This window comes from Thermodesulfobacteriota bacterium (genome assembly GCA_040756475.1).
GTDB lineage: Bacteria > Desulfobacterota > Deferrisomatia > Deferrisomatales > JACRMM01 > JBFLZB01.
Genome location: JBFLZB010000099.1, coordinates 1 through 17493, shown reverse-complemented (window position 1 = coordinate 17493; position 17493 = coordinate 1). Strand labels below are relative to the sequence as shown.

The following is a 17493-nucleotide window of genomic DNA, read 5'->3' as shown; positions in this document are numbered from 1 at the left end:
TGGCTGGGGGTCGCCCTCGTGGAGGAGGGGGTGGAGCTGCGGCGCGCGGGCCTCGCGGCGCCCATCCTGGTGCTGGGGGCGGCCTTTCCCGAGGAGGCCGCCCAGGCGGTGGGGAGCGATCTGCGGGTGGCGGTGTGCGGCCGCGAGACCCCTCTGGCCCTGGACCGCGCCGCGGCGGCCCGGGGCCGCACCGCGGCGGTGCACGTCAAGGTCGACACCGGCATGGGCCGCCTGGGGGTCTCCCCCGCCGAGGCCGCCGCCTACGTGGAGTGGCTCGGGGGGCTCCCCCACCTGCGCGTGGAGGGCCTCTTCTCCCACTTTGCCGCGGCCGACGAGGCCGACCTCTCCTTCAGCCGGGCCCAGCTGGCCGCGTTTCGAGAGGTCGTCCAGGCCCTCGAAGCCCGGGGCCGGCGTCCGCCCCTGTGCCACATGGCCAACACGGCCGCGGTCCTGGCGCTTCCCGAGAGCCACCTGGACCTGGTGCGCACGGGCATCGGCATCTATGGCCTCCACCCCTCCCCCGAGACGCCGCGCGCCGCCCCCCTGGAGCCGGCCATGAGCCTTCGCACCCGGGTCGCCCTGCTGAAGAGCGTCCCCGCCGGCACCCCCCTTTCCTACGGCCGCACCTTCGTCGCCCAGCGCCCGAGCCGCATCGCGACCCTCCCGGTGGGCTACGGCGACGGCTACCCGCGGCTTCTCTCGAATCGGGGCCGGGTGCTCGTGGGAGGGCAGTCGGTGCCCCTGGTGGGCCGCGTTTGCATGGATCTTCTGCTCGCGGACGTCACGGACGTGCCCGGCGCCCGGGAGGGCGACGAAGCCGTGCTCTTCGGCCGCCAGGGCGACGCCCGCATCGGCGCAGACGACCTGGCGCGCCTGGTCGGCACCATCCACTACGAAATCACCTGCAACGTGGGCAAGCGGGTGCCGCGGGAGTATGTGGGTGGGGCGTGAAGGGTGAAGGGTGAAGGGTGAAGAGGATATCGTGAAGCGTGAGGCGTGAAGAGTGAGACGCGAAACGTGAATTGGCCGTAAACCTCACTCCAACGGACAACGGACCACGGACCACCAGCAACGAGCAACCGACAACGCGCCGCCCTTCCTCACTCCAACGAGCAACGGACAACGCGCCCCCCGCCAAGTTCCCGTTTGCGTCTCCTCGCCCAAAGCCCTATGATCCCGCAACCATGAGCCCTCGGCGGCGAGTCCCGCCGGGGCGTGTCCGTTCTTCCACCCACTGCTGGAAAAGGAGGGCTCCCATGCGACGACTCCCGTTGGCGGCCGTATCGTGTCTCCTGGCTCTGGGGCTCGCGTTGCCCGCACTGGCCCAGGACGTCATCAAGATCGGCTTCGTCATCCCCCTGACCGGCGACATCCCCAAGGTGGGCGAGGCCTCCAAGTTCGCCGCCGAGATGCTCCGGGAAGACGTCAACGGCAAGGGCGGCCTCGAGGTGGGGGGCAAGAAGTACCGCCTCGAGTTCCTCTACCAGGACAACGAGTCCAAGGCCGAGTCGGCCGTCACCGCGGCCCTGAAGCTCATCGAGCAGGACCGGATCCTCGCCATGGTGGGCCCCCAGTCCTCCAAGCAGGCGGTGCCGGCGGGCCAGGTGGCCGACGACAACGAGACCCCCATGATCTCGCCGTGGTCCACCAACCCCGACACCACCAAGGACCGGCCCTGGGTGTTCCGGGCGGCCTTCCTCGACCCCTTCCAGGGACCCGTGGCGGTGGACTTCGCCACCAAGACCTTCGGCGCAAAGAAGGCGGCGGTGCTCTTCGACCTCTCCAACGACTACTCGAAGGGGCTGGCCGAGATCTTCAAGGCCGACTTCGAGAGGAAGCACGGGGCGGGCTCGGTGGTGGCCTTCGAGAGCCACGGCACCAAGGACCAGGACTTCAGCGCCCAGCTCACCAAGATCATCGGGGCCAAGCCCGACTTCCTCTTCGTCCCCAACAACTACAACCAGGTGGCGCTCATCGTGCCCCAGGCCCGCAAGCTCGGCTTCCAGAGCCCCTTCATGGGGTCCGACGCGTGGGGCTCGGCCGAGCTCATGACCCTGTGCGGCGACGCCTGCAAGGGCCAGTACTTCTCCACCCACTACGCCGCGGCCGGCGCGACCGGCGCCACGAAGGAGTTCATCGACCGCTACCAGGCCAAGTACGGGTACGTGCCCGACGACGTGGCGGCCCTGACCTGGGACGCCACCCGCCTGGAGCTGCAGGCCATCCAGAACACCAAGGGGCTCTCGGGAAACCTCAAGAAGGACCGCAAGGCCATCCGGGACGCCATGGCCGCGATCGCCGAGTTCGACGGCATTACCGGCAAGATGCGCTTCGACGCCGAGGGCGACCCCATCAAGTGCGCCGTGGTGGTGAAGATCACCGACGCGGGCGAGTTCGCGTTTACCGAGTCGGTCTGCCCCTAGGCCCAGGCCGGGAACCAGCCGCAGAGGCGCCCGGGCGCCTCTGCGGCTCCCGTCTGCCGGCACGCCTCATCGGACCCAGGAGAAGCGGCCCGTGCTCGAGCTCCTGCTCCAGAACCTCCTCAACGCCCTCCAGTGGGGCAGCTTCTACGCCCTCATCGCGCTCGGCTACACGCTCGTCTACGGGGTGTTGCTGCTCATCAACTTCGCCCACGGCGACATCTTCATGGTGGGCGCCTACATCGCCTTCTTCGTGGCGACGTTCCTCCTGGGCTCCTTCGGGGTCATCCCCGGCCTCCCGGGCTGGGCGGTGCTCGCGGCGACGATCCCGCTGACCATGATCCTGACGGCCTGCGTCGGGGTCTCCCTGGAGCGGGTGGCCTACCGGCCGCTGCGCCGCAAGGGGGCCAACCGGCTCTACGTGGTCATCACGGCCCTCATGTGCGGCCTCATCCTGGAAAACGGCAACCTCGCCCTGCTGGGGGCGAGCCGGCGCCGCTTCCCCCCCCTCGTCGAGGAGACCGTCTACACCGTGGGAGGGGTGAGCTTCACGAATCTCAAGCTCGCGGTCATCGCGACGGCGGTGGCCGTCTTCTGGCTCCTCCACACCATCGTCACCCGCACCAAGATCGGGATGGCCATGCGCGCCATCTCCTACGACAAGTTCGCCGTGCCCCTCATGGGGATCCCCATCGACACGGTCATCGTGTCCACCTTCGTCCTGGGCTCTTCCATGGCCGGCCTGGCGGGGATCCTCTTCGCCATGTCCTACCCGGTGCTCGACCCTTACATGGGGGCGCTGATCGGGTGGAAGGCCTTCATCGCGGCGGTGGTGGGTGGGATCGGGGACATCCGGGGGGCGTTCCTGGGAGGCTTTCTCCTGGGGGCGGTGGAGATCCTGGTGGTGGCCTTCTTCCCGTCCACCTTCCGGGACCTCTTCGCCTTCACCGTGCTCCTGATGATCCTCTCCCTGAAGCCCACGGGGCTCTTCGGGGTGGCGAAGACGACCAAGATCTGAGGGCGTGAGACGTGAGACGTGAAACGTGAACGGGAGCCGCATGAAACGCGCCACCATGCCCGCCGCCCTGGCCGCCCTCCTCGCGGCGCTCGTGTTCCTGGCCTCGGCGGAGTTCCTGGACCAGTACACACAGACCGTGCTCATGTTCATGGGCGTCAACGTCATCCTGGCGGCCAGCCTGAACCTGGTGAACGGGTACATGGGGGAGTTTTCCTGCGGGCACGGGGGCTTCATGGCGGTGGGGGCCTACGTGGCGTCGGTGCTGAGCGTGTGGCTCTTCGCCACCGACCGGGTCTTCGGTCCCCCCGTGCTGCCCCCCGAGTGGGCGCTCTACGGGTTTCCCCTGATTCTGCTCGCGGGCGGCGCCGCGGCGGCCGTGGCGGGCCTGCTGGTGGCGATCCCGTCGTTTCGCACCCGGGGAGACTACCTGGCCATCATCACGCTCGCGGCCAACTACATCTTCATCAGCGCCATCGAGAACATGGACGCCATCGGCGGCCCCCGGGGCTTCATGGGGATGAAGCGGGTGGTGAACACCATGGGGGAGACCCTGGACCTGCCCTGGATGCTGGTGTGGGTGTTCCTCTCCACCGTGGCGACGATCTGGGTGCTGCGCCGCTTCGTCTACTCCACCTACGGGAGGGGCGTCTCGGCCATCTCCCAGGACGAGGTGGCCGCCGAGATCCTGAGCGTGAACACCAACAAGATGAAGCTCATCGCCTTCATGCTCTCCTCGGGCCTGGCGGGGATCGCCGGGGGGCTCTTCGGCCACATCGTGGGGTACGTGAACCCGGGCTCGTTTACGATCCTCAAGTCCACCGAGGTGCTGGTGATGGTGTACCTGGGAGGGATGGGGTCGCTGAGCGGCTCGGTGATGTCGGCCATCCTCTTCACCCTGCTCCTGGAGGCGCTGCGGCCGCTCCAGATCATCAAGTGGGTCGTGATCCCCCTGGTCCTGATCATCCTCATGCAGTTCCGGCCCGAGGGCATCCTCGGCAACCGGGAGTTCTCCGACGTCTTCCCGCGCCTGCGGCGACTCTATAGTTTCAAGTGACCCTTCCATGCCGACCCTCCAGATCCGCAACCTGACCCACTTCTTCGGGGGGCTGTGCGCCCTGTCGAACCTCGACATCGCGGTCGAGGAGCGCCAGCTCTTCGGGCTCATCGGCCCCAACGGGGCGGGCAAGACCACGGTCTTCAACCTGGTGAGCGGTTTCTACCAGCCGAGCCAAGGGCAGGTGCTCTTCGAGGGGCGCAGCACCGCGGGGCTCAAGCCCCACCAGGTCACCGCGCTCGGCGTCGCCCGCACCTTCCAGAACATCCGGCTCTGGAAGGACCTGACCGTGCTCGACAACATCCGCATCTCCCAGCACCACCGGCTAGGCTACGGGCTGCTCGACACGCTGCTCCGCACCCGCCGCTACGGCCGCCGGGAGCGGGAGCTCGAAGACTACGCCCGGGAGCTCCTGGAGGTGATGAAGCTCTCCGACGTCGCCCACGACTTCCCCAAGAACCTGCCCTACGGGCTCCAGCGCAAGGTGGAGCTCGCCCGGGCCCTCTCCGTCCAGCCCAAGCTCCTGCTGCTGGACGAGCCCGCCGCCGGGCTCAACAGCTCCGACGTGGACGAGCTCATCCGGCTCGTCCAGTGGATCCACAGGAAGTTCGAGGTCACGATCTGGATGATCGAGCACCACATGGACGTGGTGATGCAGCTGTGCTCGCGCATCACGGTGATCGACTTCGGGCAGACCATCGCCGAGGGCACCCCGGAGGAGATCCAGCGCAACCCGGCGGTGATCGAGGCCTACCTCGGGAACGCGGAGATCTGATGCTGCTCTCGGTGGAGAACCTGCGGGTCCGGTACGGGGCGGTGGAGGCCCTCCACGGGGTGAGCTTCCACGTGGAGGAGGGGGAGATCGTCACCCTCATCGGGGCCAACGGGGCGGGCAAGAGCACCTCGCTCCTGAGCATCTGCCGCACCCCGCCCCCCGACGGCCCCCGGGTGACGAGCGGCGAGATCCGCCTGCGGGGGGAGAGCCTGCTCCGAACCGAGCCCCACCGGATCGTGGCGGCGCACAAGACCGCGCTGGTGCCCGAGGGGCGCCGGATCTTCGGGAACCTCACGGTGTGGGAGAACCTGGAGCTCGCCACCTACTCCCGCAAGGGCGACCCGCGGGTGGGGCGGGACTACGAGCGGGTGTTCGAGCTCTTCCCGCGCCTCAAGGAGCGGGAGAAGCAGCGCAGCGAGTCCCTGAGCGGGGGCGAGCAGCAGATGCTCGCGGTGGGGCGCGCCCTCATGTCGGGGTGCACGTTCCTGCTCCTGGACGAGCCCTCCATGGGACTCGCGCCGCTGCTCAAGTACGAGCTCTTCCGCAACCTGAAGCGCCTCAACCAGGAAGACGGCATCACCCTGCTGCTGGTGGAGCAAAACGCCATGCTCGCGCTCCACCTGGCCCACCGGGGCTACGTGCTCGACACCGGCGAGATCGCAGCCCAGGGCACCAGCGCCGAGCTCCTGGGCAATCCCGAGGTGAAGCGGGCGTACCTGGGGGGTTAGGGCAGCGGGCCGAGGGCAAGTGTCCCGGCGGAGCGCACCGAGATGCCTTCGCGCGACTCCTTTCGCCCCCGGCCAGCCGTCCCCCTTCGTCACCCTGCCCCCAAGGTCTCCCCGCCGAGCTACTCGAGCACGTAGCCCACCACCTTGGCGGCGTCGCGGATCGCGGTGGAGCCCACGGCCCGGCAGTCCACCTGCACGTAGTAGGTGCCCTCGGCTTTTCCGGTTGTGTTCCAGGTCCAAGTGGGGGTGACCGAATAGTTCTGCACCACGCTCCACACGCCCCCTTCCTTGAGCCAGAACCGGTACTCGTAGCCGCTCTGCTCCGGCAGCCCGGCAGCGGTAAAGGTGACGCTCGTGCCCACCGCCTGGGGGCTCGCGAGACTCGGGCTGAGGTTCACCCCCGTGGCCGGGGTGGCGGCAGCCCCCAGGCCGTAGGCGACCACCTTGGCCGCCTCGCGGGCGGCCGTGGAGCCCACGGCCCGGCAGTCCACCTGCACGTAGTAGGTGCCCTCGGCTTTGCCGGTTGTATTCCAGGTCCACGTGGCGTTGGTGGCGTAGTTCTGGACCACGCTCCAGGCCGCTCCTTCCTTGAGCCAGAACCGGTACTCGTAGCCGCCCTGCTCCGGCAGCCCGGCGGCGGCGAAGGTGACGCTCGTGCCCACCGCCTGGGGGCTCGCGAGACTCGGGCTGAGGTTCACCCCCGTGGCCGGGGTCGCGGGAGCCGCCAGGACGTAGGCGACCACCTTGGCCGCCTCGCGGGCGACGGTCGAGCCCACCCTGCGGCTGTCGACCTGCACGTAGTAGGTGCCCGTCGGCTTGCCCGCCGTGTCCCAGGTCCAGGTGGCGCTTTCCGCGTAGCTTCGCACCACGGTCCAGGTGGCCCCCTCCTTGACCCAGAACCGGTACTCGTATCGGCCGCCGGCGGGACGCGCCGAGGCCGTGAAGGAGACAGCCGTTCCCGCCACCTGTGGGCTCGCGAGCGCCGGCTGCAGCTCCACGGCCTTCGCCGGGGGACACTCCCCCAGGAGCAGGCACGCGGAGTCCATGTCCGGGTCGGCGTCGTCCGGATCGCAGTTGGCCGCCAGGTCGTCCCCGTCGGCATTTGGGACCTGGCTGTAGTCGAACCCCGGCCCTTCCCACCCCACGAACACCCCGTTGGCCCGCTCGCTGACGAGGCTCCAGTCGGGCGCGTTGCGCACCTGGAGCCGCACGATCAGAGGCTCGTCGGGCAGGTCAAGAGCCGGGAAGCGCCAGGAGGTCTGGTCCAGGGAGTAGCGGGAGTATACCTCGTCGGCGCTGCCGTCGCCGCTGGCATCGGTCAGCCGATAGAAGTTGACCGCATACCACACCGGCACGTTCGACGGCACGGGCGCCCAGGTGAGCTGGAGGTCCCCCTCTGGGTCGATCCCGGCCCGCAGGCTGCGGTAGTCGGGAATGCCGAGGCTCGCCGGTGCCGGCTGGCGGTCGAAGAGCACCGCTGCGGGCGCCCCCCGGGTGCGGGCGGTGAAGGCGTAGAGGCCCTGCGCCGGCTCGCCTTCCCGCAGGATGTGATAGCCCCCTTGGCTCACGTCGTCGCGCCAGAAGCGGCCCTCGGCCAAGAAATCCCAGCGCTCGCCCCCGGGCCCCTCGACGAGGAGCTCGGTGTGGGGCGGGTCGGGAACGAACGGATCCCAGGTATCGAGCCACAGGTCGGACCAGATGCGGCCGTCGGGGCCGAGGCGCCGGCGCACCTGGCTCCCCCACAGGTCGGCCGCCGCCGGGTCGTACGGCCGGATGATAAGGGGCATCCAGGGGCCGTTTCGGCGGTTCCGGACCGCCTGAGGGCCGGCGACCTCGAAGACCTCGACCCGCCACTCGACACCCGTCAGCCCCCCCAGGAGCGTCCCATCCACGTCTGCCGAGGTCTTCTGCGCCCGGGCGGTGAGGTGCTCCCACCCCGTGCCGTCGCGTAGGTACACCCGGTAGGCCAGGGCCTCGGGTCGGTCGATGCCCGCCCAGTGGAAGCGCACGGCGCCCCAGGCCGTCTCCTGGGCCGTGCAGGTCGACGGGTCGACAGCCGGGTAGAGCACCGGGTCCGTGAGGGTTGCCTCCACGGTCTGCACCACCGGGACGCCAGGCGCCTTCTCCGAGGTCACGGCAAAGGCGTAGCGGCCCGACGGCAGCGTGCCGGGCACCCGGCAGTAGAACTCATTCCACAGGGGCAGGTAACTGCCGGAAAGCCCCGGCGCCGGGCAGTCCACCGGGCCTGCCGGGCCGCTGACCGCGATGCCTGCAACTGCAGAAGCGTCATCCACTACCAGGGAGAAGGCGGTGTAGGGCGTGCCGTCGTCCTCCCACCGGTGGTAGAGGCGCACCCAGTGGACGAGGAGACGGTCCTCCCCATAGTCGCCCGGATCGGGCACCAGGTCTTGCCACGCCGACTCCGACCGATTGGCCAGGAGGTCCCAGGTCGGCCCGTCGTGGGCCTCGACCCGCCACCGGTAGGCCACGCCGTCCTCCAGGAGCCACGCCGGGAGGTCGTGGGTGGTGGCCTGGAAGCGGCCCCCCGTGTAGACCTCGTTCCCCTCCGCGGTGACGACCCGCACCCGGTACCAGTAGTCGCGCGCCTCGTCGGCAAGCGCCCAGCCGAAACGGTAGCCCCCGTCGGCGCGCCGCTCGGCCCACAGTGATCCCGCATCGACCCGCGGCAGAGCCCGGGCACCGTGATGGAGGTCGACCCGCTCCTCCCGGCTCCCGTCGGCCCCGGCCACCGTGAAGGTGTAGAGGCCGGCGGGCAGCGCGAGGAAGTCGCGCTGGAGCGCCAGGGTTCCCGGTGTCCAAGGCAGACGGTCTCCCTCGCCGAAGGCGTACCAGAACCCCCCGGGACCCGCCACGGTGACGGTGCGGCCGGCAGGGCTGCCCGCCCCCTCTGGGAGCGCCGCGTCCAGGGTGTCGACCTCACTCCCGTCGGCCAGCGTGCGATGAGTAACCCCGGCCCAAAGGAACGGCGCGGCGCTCACCACCCGCGGATCGGTGCCCCGGAGGAACTCGCCCAGGTTCGATACCCCGTCCCCGTCCTCGTCCCAGTCGGCGTCATCAGGGAGCAGGGGATTGAGCCCGTGGGCGATCTCCCACGCGTCGGGCATCCCGTCGTTGTCGGCGTCGTCGTCGAGAACCGGGGGAGGGTTGAATCCCACGCCAAAGAACGCGCTCGCCGTCCCCCGGTTTCCCGCCGCGTCGGCGGCGTCGGCGCGCACCTCGTACTCCCCGACCGCGAGGTCCGAGAGGGTGCACTCCCAGTTCCCGGCGCCCGGATAGCTCACCGCGCCGGCCGTGCCGGAGCCCGAAACGAGGTACACTTGCACGGTTGCCCCCGCCTCCTGGGTGCCCATAAGGGTCAGGGTGGTCTCGGTCACGGGGCTCTCCACCGGGTCGATGGCCACCGCCGGAGGCTCGGTGTCCAGGTGGACGGCGACCGACGCCGGGGCCACGTTGCCGGCGGCGTCCCGAAGCTCCACCTCCACCACCTTCTCCCCGTCGCCGGCGGGCAGGGTCCAAGCCCGGGTCTCGGCGTAGGGCTCCCAGTCCGACCACTCCACGCCTTCGTTGCGAAGGCGCATCTGGGCGACGTAGCTCCCCTCGTCCTCGGCCGAGAGGGTGAGGAGGATCTGCGCCGAGCTCGTGTAGAGCGCCCCGCCGCCGACCGAGACCGACCCCACGGGGGGCTCGGTGTCGATCACGTAAGTCTCGGCGCGCACCTCCCCCGCGTTGCCGGCCACGTCGACGGCGAAGAAGCGAAGGAGCGCCGAGGCCGCCACGGACAAGGGCTCGGTGTAGACCGGGGAGGCCTCGTCGGGTGCCGGGCCGTCCCCGTTCGGGTCCCCGTCCGGGTCGAGGGTGTAGTAGATCGCCGCCGGCTCGTCCGCCGCCAGCGCCACGAGCTGGGGCGCGGCGAAGATCCCCCCGCCGGGGACCGCCGCCACGGACGGGGGCGTGCGGTCCACGATCACCGGGCCCGGGGCGTACGCGCAGGCCGAGGTGAGCTCGTCCTCGACGACGGCGTAGACGAAATAGGTGCCGTCGGGAAGCGCGGTGAGGTCCCACGTGTAGGTGTCGGGCCCGTCGCGCTCGGGGATGCCCGCGGCGATCCCTATCCCGCCGCACCCCGAGCCCGTCTCGCCGTAGTAGAGGCTCACCAGCGCGGTGCTGTCCGGGTCCGAGGCGGTCCAGGCCAGGGTGAGCGTGCTCTGGTTGGTGAGCACGCCCCCTGGGTCCGGCGCCGTGAAGGCCACGGTGGGCGGCTCGTTATGGCCGCTCTCGTTGATCACGAACCGAGCCGCCGCCATCCACTCCCCCCCAAGGCCGTGGGCGTCCACGGCCCGGGCGCGCCAGTAGTAGAACCGGTCGTCGTCCAGGGGCTGGGGGGGTGCCCAGGCGGGGCCCTGGCCCTCGGCATGGGCGACCCGGGTCGCGAGCGCCCCGTCCGCGTAGATCTCGAAGGCGTAGGCGAGGTCGGCACCGTTGGGAGCGGGGTCCGGGTCGTGGGCCCCGTGGAGGACGAGGACCGGGGTGCGGCTCCACACCTCCCCGCCGTCGGAGGGGTTTCGGAGCGTCGGGGCGGAAGGAGCGTCGTTTTGGGTGTTGACGAAGAGCTCGGCAACCTGGGTCCAGGGGCTCTCGGCCCGGCCGTCGCTCGCCTTGGCCCGCCAGTAGTAGCGGGTGTCGTCCGGGAGCAACCCGGGCACCGCCCAGGAGGTCGAGCCCTCTTCCTCCGGGAGCCCGGACACCGTCTGCTTGTCGGCGCTGTCGAAAGTGGGGACGGTGTCGAGCTCGAAGGTGTAGGTGAGGAGGGCGCCGTCGGGGTCGGGGGCGTTTCCTACGACCAGGGTCACCGCGGTCTCCGAGACCTCCTCCCCGTGTGCCGGGGATTGGACGAGGGGCACGGAGGGCGCGCGGTTTGCCGTATTCACCGTAAACGAGCCGGCGGCGGACTCGGTCGCGGCGCCGTGGGCGTCGGTGGCCACGGCCCGCCACCAGTAGGTGATCCCGTCCCCGAGGGGCGCGTCCACCGTCCAGGAGGTGGCCCCTCCCCCCCCGGGCCCCCCGGCTCCTTCAACCACCCCGGAGACCGAGGCGGCGAGCAGCGCCAGCGCCTCGTCCTCGTAGACCTCGAAGGCGTAGGTGACCGCGTCCTCGTCGGGGTCGAGGCTGTTGGTGACCGCAAGGGTCGGGGTTAGGGTGTCCACCTCAAAGCCGTCCGCGGGCCAGGACAGGGCAAAGGCACCCGGGGCCTCGTTTTCCAGGTTCACGAAGAAGCTTCCGTAAGCCCACTGGCTCGCCCGATTGCCGTCGGTGGCCCGCACGCGCCAGTGGTAGCGGGTGTTCTCCCGAAGATCGAAGGGGACCTGCCAGGCCGTGACGTCCGTCCCTTCGGCGATGCCCGAGGCCGAGGCGACCCCAAGGGTGAACAGGGCATCCTCGAAGACCTCGATCTCGTAGACCACCGGGTCCCCCTCCCGGTCGATGCTGTTTCGCACCGTGAGCACCGGCCGAAGCTCCGCCACCTCGGCCCCCGGGGCCGGCGCGAGCACCACCGGGATCGTGGGGGCGAAGTTCGTGGCCGGGTCGGTGCCCCGAAGGTACTCCTCTAGGTCCGACACCCCGTCCCCGTCCAAGTCCCCGGTGCCGTCCCGGGAGAGATCCCCGAAGTGCTCGAGCTCCCAGGCGTCGGCCATGCCGTCGCCGTCGGTGTCCCAGAGCGGGTTCACGGTCAGGGTCGCCGTGCGCTTGGCCTGGAGCACCCCGTCCGAGGCGGTGAAGGTGACCGGATAGCGGCCCGCTTGGCCGGTCCGCGTCGTCCAGGTGAACCGGCCGGTGCCGCCCCCTTCGTCGACGAAGCTCGCCCCCGCGGGCAGCGGCGAAGCCGTGAGCACCGGGATCGTCCCGTCGGGGTCGGTGGCCTGGACGATAAACGAAACCGTCCCCCCCTCCGCCACAGCCCGGTCCGCGATGAACTGGAGCACCGGGGGGCTCGGCGGGCTCGCGGGCGCCCCGAAGACCACCGTGTACGAGCCGGTGGAGCCGGCGTCGAAGAGGTGGAAGAAGTGCTCCCACTCCTTGGTGTCCTTGTTCCGGCTCTTGGAGAGCCAGGCGTTCTCGGGCTTGATGCGCTTGCCGTCGGAGCGCGTGACGCTCTTCAGGACCTCCCGGCCCGAGAGGGGATCCGGCAGGCGCAGGTACGAGAAGCCCGGGGAGATCGGGAGCGTCAGGGAGTAGACGCCGGCCGCCGGTTGCGCCGCCAATTGCGCGTCGGCAGAGACGGCGGTCACGGCCAGGTCTTCTCCCTGGGACTCATACACCCGATACGCACCGCCCTCCACGGCCAGAAAATCTCGAATCTCGTCCCGCCCGGGCAGATCCACGAGCACGTCGCGAACCAGGGTGCGCGCGACCGGCTCGCCCAGCAGCGAGGTGAGGGCGCCCCCCAGCTCGTCGGCGTGGCTGTACTCGGCCGTGAACCCGGTAAACCGTCCCGAGAGAGAGCAGCTCATGATCCACCGGGCCACCGCCGCCTGCCCGGGGCGGATGTCCCCGAAGGCCACTGCCAGGCTCTGGGGCGCAGGGGAGCCGTTCACCTCTGCGGCGTCGATCGCAAAGCCCACCAGGAGCCCCTGCTCGTTCTCGAGAATCTCCGGCTGGCCCGAACGGATGCGCACCGCCCCGGCCGTACCCGAGCCGTTGTTGACAACGCGCACGCCCAGGCTGAAGGGGATGGAAGGCTCGATCTCCGGCGTGAAGGCGTCGTCTCCGTACACCTCTGCGGGAAGGAAGTAGTCCAGGGCCAGGGCGGGCATCGGCTTCACATAGATGGTGTCGGGGGTCACCTGGATCGACTCCTTGTCGAGCCCGATCCGGTAGGTGAGGGTCGCCCCCACGGAGTAAGGGGTCCCCAGAGGCGATCCCTTGGCGGCACCCGGCGCCGGGATCAGGAACCAGCGGATCTCGGCGGTCGTGGAGGGCAGCACCTTGCCGGTGCCATCGATGGCGCCGATGCCCTTCATCTCGTCGTGCTCCAGCCGGACGAAGAAGAGCGCCCCCTGCGCATCCGGATCCGAGGAGACCGGCACCTCGCTGCCGGCCTCGTCGCGGAACTGGAGGGCGATCTTCACCTCTTCGAGCGCAAGGTTGGGAAGCCCGTTGTGGATCCGCATCCGGGCCTCGAACCCCTGGCGCTCCAGGGTGAGTTCCTGGGGGATCTCCAGCTTCACCGTGGCGCACTGGGCGTCCAATGCCTCGGCCGTGCCGGCGGCCCCCACCCACCCGATCAGCGCCCCCAGCACCAAGCCCAACGCGCCCCGGAGCCCTCGCGATCTCCCCATGTCCGGCCTCCCCTTCGCAATCCGTCCCAGCACCGCAAGCTCCTGCGAACATCCGGCTGCGCCCCCGTCGGCCGCGCTGCTTCCCTTCCGGCCGGCCGTGCTCCCTGCCATCCGGCAGGTGGCCAGGTGTGCCTCGATCCCTCACTCCATGCGCACCGACAACCACTCGGGCTCCACCCGGAAGCGGTGGTTCCCCCCCAGGGGGTCATCCCCAACGCCCCCGAGGATCCGGGTCGCCACGTACAGGCTCTGTCCGTCTCCGAAGCGGACCTCCTGGGGGTCCACCAGCACCCACCGGCCCTCCTCGTAGAGCTCTGCCCAGTTGTGGAAGTCCGTCGGGCGTAGAACCTGGTCCCCGTTCACCAGGTAGCCCGCCATCGCCCGCACGGGCAACCCGTTGGCGCGCGCCAGCGCCGTGAAGAGAAACGCGTACTCGGTGCAATCGCCTTTTCCGTGCCGCAGGGCGTACAGGGCGCCCAGGTCTTCCTCCAGGTACCCGGCGTAGCGCACGTGCTTCCCCACCCAATCCGAAATCCCCCGGGCCGTCTCCCCCGCGCTCTCCGCCCGAAGCACCCCCGCGGCGGCCACGATCTCGGGGTGGTCCGCCTCGATGCCGGGCTCGGGACCCAGGAACGCCGCCGAAGCGACCCCAGGCGCAGGATTCGGGCGGTCCGCGAGCCCGAGGTCCGCCCGAATCGAGACGATCCTCTTGCCCCGAGGCGGCACGGTTCCCAGGTCGAACGACAAGACCTGGTTGCCCAGCTCGTCCGCCACGAGCTCGCCGCCCTGCGACGTCTCCAGCCGCAAGCACTTCTGGCTCGAGGTCTGCAGCACGGGGGCGTGGACCCACAGACGCACGCCTTCTGCCGGCCGGCTCTCGGGGTTCACGACGGCCACGTTGTACCGGACCTGCCGCTCGATGGGGTAAGCCGCATCGGGGTCCGCGAGCACGAAGATCGTGGCGGCTCCGAATGCGGTCCCCGCGACCGCGAGCAGCCCCGCCAGCACCAGGAGCCCCGTCGTCCGAGCCAACGCTACCGGCACGAGCCGCACCCTCCCCTCGCTGCGCCCGCCGGCGTCCCCCCACCCGCCACCACCCTCGAAGCGCCCGAGTGCCGCCGCTTCAGGGCCTCCGCATAGCGCCGGTAGCCCTCGGTCCCCCCTTCGAGGAAGTAGACGTTCCAGTCCGCCCCGCCCGGCGACACCCGCCCCTCCAGCGCCGCAGCGAGAGGCCCGTACCCCTCCCCCTGGGGGGTCGCGACGACAACGCTCACGAGCTCCCCGGCGCCGCGCTTGTCCAGCACACCCTGCACCTCCCGCACCAGGTCTTCGGCGCCGGCAACCCGCAGAGCTTCCGCCAGCTTCTCGGCGCCCGCCGGCGGCGAACCGCCGTCCAGAGGCGACACCAGCACCGTGACCCAGTCGCGCCTTCCCCCCTCGGCAACGTAGGCGGCGGGCGATATCCGGGGGACGGCCAGGGCTTCCAGGGCCTCTCCTTCCAGCCCCCCGCCGGCCCTGCGCCACTGGCCGATCCCGCCCCGAAGGATGCGCACCGACGAGAACCCGGCCTTCCCAAGCGCCGCGGCCTCGGCCGCCAGCCCACTGAGCCCGTAGTCCTCGCCCACCAGCACCACCTCCCGGTGCCGCAAGAACCCCATCGTCTTCACGGCGAAGAGCGGCACGGATAGCGTCCCCGGAATCCGCGCCGCCGCAAACGCCTCGGTCCCGCGCACATCGACGAGCGAGACGGGGCCACCCTGGGCCAGGCGCTCGCGCACCTGGACTGCCGAGATCCAAAGCGCCTCTTCCTCCTCGGCCCCGGGCCTGGCGGCCCCGGGCGCCCCCTCACAGGTCTGCTCGCCGCTGGCCGGCCACAGAAGCTCCAGGGCAACGTCCGCCCCGGTAGCGCCGCCCAGTACCCCGCTCGCGTGCCCCTCTCTCCCGCCCCCCGCAAACCCGAGAGCAAGAACGGCGATCCCAACGAGTGCTCTGTGTCTCACGATCCGGTCTCCTCCGGCGCCACCGCCCAATGGGGACGTTGCGGCTGCGGCCCAACGTCATCCCCCGGCCTATCGTTCCCCCAGGCGGGCTTCGAGCGCCCCCACCAGCTCGTCGAGCTCCGCGAGCCGGTTGACCCGCCAGACTTCTTCGCCCTCCCGAAAGAGGATGTAGGTCGGCACGATGCGCACGCCGTACACGTTGGCAATCTGCCAGTGGTCGCGCAGGATCGACTCGAGGGATTCCCACGCGAGCTTGCCCACCGTGACCCGCCCGGCAAACCGCTGCGACACCTGGGCCGTGATCGCATCCGCCCTCAGGCACGGCGGGCACTCCGGGTTGTCCACGGTGATGAACGCCAAGAAAGGCCTCGACGCCCCCTGAATCCTCTCCTCGAACGTCTCGTCCGAAAGCGTCACCACCACCGGCGGAGGCATCTCACCCAGGGGGACCGAAGCGAACGGCTGCTGCCCAGCATCCCGGGGAGGCGCATCGGAGTAGTGCACCCCGCCCTTCTCGTCGGTCCACCTGTAGACCTGCGCCAGAGCGCCGACTGACCCCGCCGTCACCACCACGGTCAGCGCGGCCCACACGAGAGCCGCAACCGAGAACAGCCGCCGTGCGTGTGCCATGCACCTTTCCCTTCCCTTGCCCTCGTTGAGATATGGCCGCACCGCCGAGAGGTCCCCGGCCGGCTCTCCGGGGGGCAAATGACAGCCGTTAGTCCTCGGAATCTCTCGGCCCTCGATCACCGCCCGTTCCGGCTCCGCACCGTCCCCGGTGCACCCAGCCTCCCCTGCCTCGCCGCGCCACCTTCACCTTCCACCTCGGTCATGCCCAGCACAGCCCCGCAAGCACGCTCTGCACGCTCGGTATCAACGTCCCTTTCGCCTCGTCGGTCTCTCCAGTCCTATATCAACGTCTCCCTCCTATCAACCGAAGGTCACTTCAGACCGGCGGCGGGATTCAGCAGGATCCACACCCAGATGGGATGCTTCATGCCCAGCCACGGCTCCTTCGCAATCTCGCGCCACGGCAACCGCCAAAGAGCTTCCTGTATCAAGAGCATGTCCCCGTAACCTACATAGCCGAACGTCTTGCCTCGCCTTGAGGCAACGTCGCGAAAGCGCGACATGCTCTTGCTCTCCGATACCAGGCGCCCGAATAGTCTAGTAAACTGGGCTGATTCATCAGAATTGTACTCCTCCCTCCCCTTCAACTTAGCCATGCCCCGCCGCAGTTCACCCTCCACTTCACCCCACATATCGGAACAAATCGCCAGATCTACCTTCACGGCGCCCACCACCGCATCCTTCACTACTTCGTCGAACATCGTCCAACTCTTATCCAAGATCGCCGCCACGACATCTGCCGTCGTCCCTGAAACGCCGGTGCCTGCCTTGGCACAGTCGAATAAATCCAGGCAATTCTCCATTCCAATTTCTATTAGCCAATCTGCTGGCCACCCAGCTTGCTTTCGGTCCTTGAATACGACAACTAGCGAGTTTGTTTCCTTACCAACCTTCCACTCGTACACAAACTTGCGACCCCAAGTCCCGTCCGGCGGCACCTCCTGAACGCTCACCAACTCCTGCGAAGAACCAGGCGACGCAATCAGCGCTACAACAAGAAACATCAGCACTCTATTCACCGCGCGCCCTCCTCGATTCATGGGTCCAAAATCCATGCAATTCCCCCCTGCCTCAGCCAGTGTGGACTCGGATCCTTGTATCCCTTCTTTACCACTCCGACGTGCTTCGGAGCAGCAACCACGGCAATTTGCCCATCGCAAAGCAGCCGCTCCAGGCCGGACACCGTCATAGGAGGCAGGTAGTAGTCCGCCGGAAGCCCCCAGGGAACAAGCAAAGGGGTCAGGTCTACACTTCTGACAACCCGAGCCCCTCCACCACCTCCTGGACGATCCGAGACAGGTCCTCCCTGTTGCCCAGTTGTGCCTCGACGCGGCGGGGGGGCGGCTCGCCTGGCTCACTCCCGACTCTCCCACCCCGAACCGGGCACCGATCTCCTTGAGTGGTCGGCCGCTGTAGCGGTGGCTCACGTACAGGGCGATTCGCTTGGCCATCCGCTGGTCGCACGGTACACGCTCTGTGGCCTCGCGTTCGATCGCCTCCAGCGACGAAC

General features: G+C 69.5%; 11 protein-coding genes. 6 read left to right on the top strand and 5 right to left on the bottom strand.

Annotated features, from left to right (window positions below; genetic code table 11):
• From alr to AB1578_14350, 6 genes are all read left to right on the top strand, one after another.
• A partial coding sequence (gene alr / locus AB1578_14375; protein MEW6489089.1) for an alanine racemase occupies positions 1 to 951 on the top strand: 951 nt, incomplete at its 5' end.
• A 305-nt stretch (positions 952 to 1256) separates the two neighbouring features.
• A complete protein-coding gene (locus AB1578_14370; GenBank protein MEW6489088.1) occupies positions 1257 to 2423 on the top strand; it encodes an ABC transporter substrate-binding protein in 1167 nt (388 codons plus the stop codon).
• 91 nt (positions 2424 to 2514) lie between these two features.
• Complete coding sequence (locus AB1578_14365; protein MEW6489087.1) at positions 2515 to 3438, top strand: branched-chain amino acid ABC transporter permease; 924 nt, start codon at positions 2515 to 2517, stop codon at positions 3436 to 3438.
• Between the two features lie 40 nt (positions 3439 to 3478).
• A complete protein-coding gene (locus AB1578_14360) occupies positions 3479 to 4492 on the top strand; it encodes a branched-chain amino acid ABC transporter permease (protein ID MEW6489086.1) in 1014 nt (337 codons plus the stop codon).
• Positions 4493 to 4499: 7 nt separating this feature from the next.
• Complete coding sequence (locus AB1578_14355) at positions 4500 to 5267, top strand: ABC transporter ATP-binding protein (protein MEW6489085.1); 768 nt, start codon at positions 4500 to 4502, stop codon at positions 5265 to 5267.
• Positions 5267 to 5995 carry an ABC transporter ATP-binding protein gene (locus AB1578_14350; GenBank protein MEW6489084.1) on the top strand — a complete coding sequence of 243 codons (729 nt, stop codon included), beginning with the start codon at positions 5267 to 5269 and terminating at the stop codon, positions 5993 to 5995. Before AB1578_14355 ends, AB1578_14350 begins: the two co-directional genes overlap by 1 nt.
• 119 nt (positions 5996 to 6114) lie before the next feature.
• On the opposite strand, the gene AB1578_14345 is transcribed toward AB1578_14350, so the two are convergent.
• The 5 genes from AB1578_14345 to AB1578_14325 form a co-directional block, all read right to left on the bottom strand.
• Positions 6115 to 13353: an Ig-like domain-containing protein gene (locus tag AB1578_14345; protein ID MEW6489083.1), complete on the bottom strand. Its 7239-nt coding sequence runs from the start codon at positions 13351 to 13353 to the stop codon at positions 6115 to 6117.
• Positions 13354 to 13494: 141 nt separating this feature from the next.
• Positions 13495 to 14397 (bottom strand): transglutaminase-like domain-containing protein, encoded by a 903-nt coding sequence (locus AB1578_14340; GenBank protein MEW6489082.1) that lies wholly within the window; start codon positions 14395 to 14397, stop codon positions 13495 to 13497.
• Positions 14388 to 15353 (bottom strand): rhodanese-like domain-containing protein, encoded by a 966-nt coding sequence (locus AB1578_14335; protein ID MEW6489081.1) that lies wholly within the window; start codon positions 15351 to 15353, stop codon positions 14388 to 14390. Before AB1578_14335 ends, AB1578_14340 begins: the two co-directional genes overlap by 10 nt.
• 69 nt (positions 15354 to 15422) lie before the next feature.
• Entirely contained in the window at positions 15423 to 15983 is a 561-nt protein-coding gene (locus tag AB1578_14330; protein MEW6489080.1) for a DUF4124 domain-containing protein, read from the bottom strand.
• Between the two features lie 311 nt (positions 15984 to 16294).
• The gene (locus AB1578_14325; GenBank protein ID MEW6489079.1) at positions 16295 to 17002 is read right to left on the bottom strand and encodes a hypothetical protein; all 708 of its coding nucleotides are present in this window, start codon (positions 17000 to 17002) and stop codon (positions 16295 to 16297) included.
• Positions 17003 to 17493 lie beyond the last annotated feature (491 nt).

What these genes read in the sequence shown, in the direction of transcription:
- AB1578_14350 (MEW6489084.1), top strand. Translation starts at nt 5,267, where the DNA reads ATGCTGCTCTCGGTGGAGAACCTGCGGGTCCGGTACGGGGCGGTGGAG.
- AB1578_14355 (MEW6489085.1), top strand. Translation starts at nt 4,500, where the DNA reads ATGCCGACCCTCCAGATCCGCAACCTGACCCACTTCTTCGGGGGGCTG.
- AB1578_14370 (MEW6489088.1), top strand. Translation starts at nt 1,257, where the DNA reads ATGCGACGACTCCCGTTGGCGGCCGTATCGTGTCTCCTGGCTCTGGGG.
- AB1578_14330 (MEW6489080.1), bottom strand. Translation starts at nt 15,983, where the DNA reads ATGGCACACGCACGGCGGCTGTTCTCGGTTGCGGCTCTCGTGTGGGCC.
- AB1578_14360 (MEW6489086.1), top strand. Translation starts at nt 3,479, where the DNA reads ATGAAACGCGCCACCATGCCCGCCGCCCTGGCCGCCCTCCTCGCGGCG.
- AB1578_14345 (MEW6489083.1), bottom strand. Translation starts at nt 13,353, where the DNA reads ATGGGGAGATCGCGAGGGCTCCGGGGCGCGTTGGGCTTGGTGCTGGGG.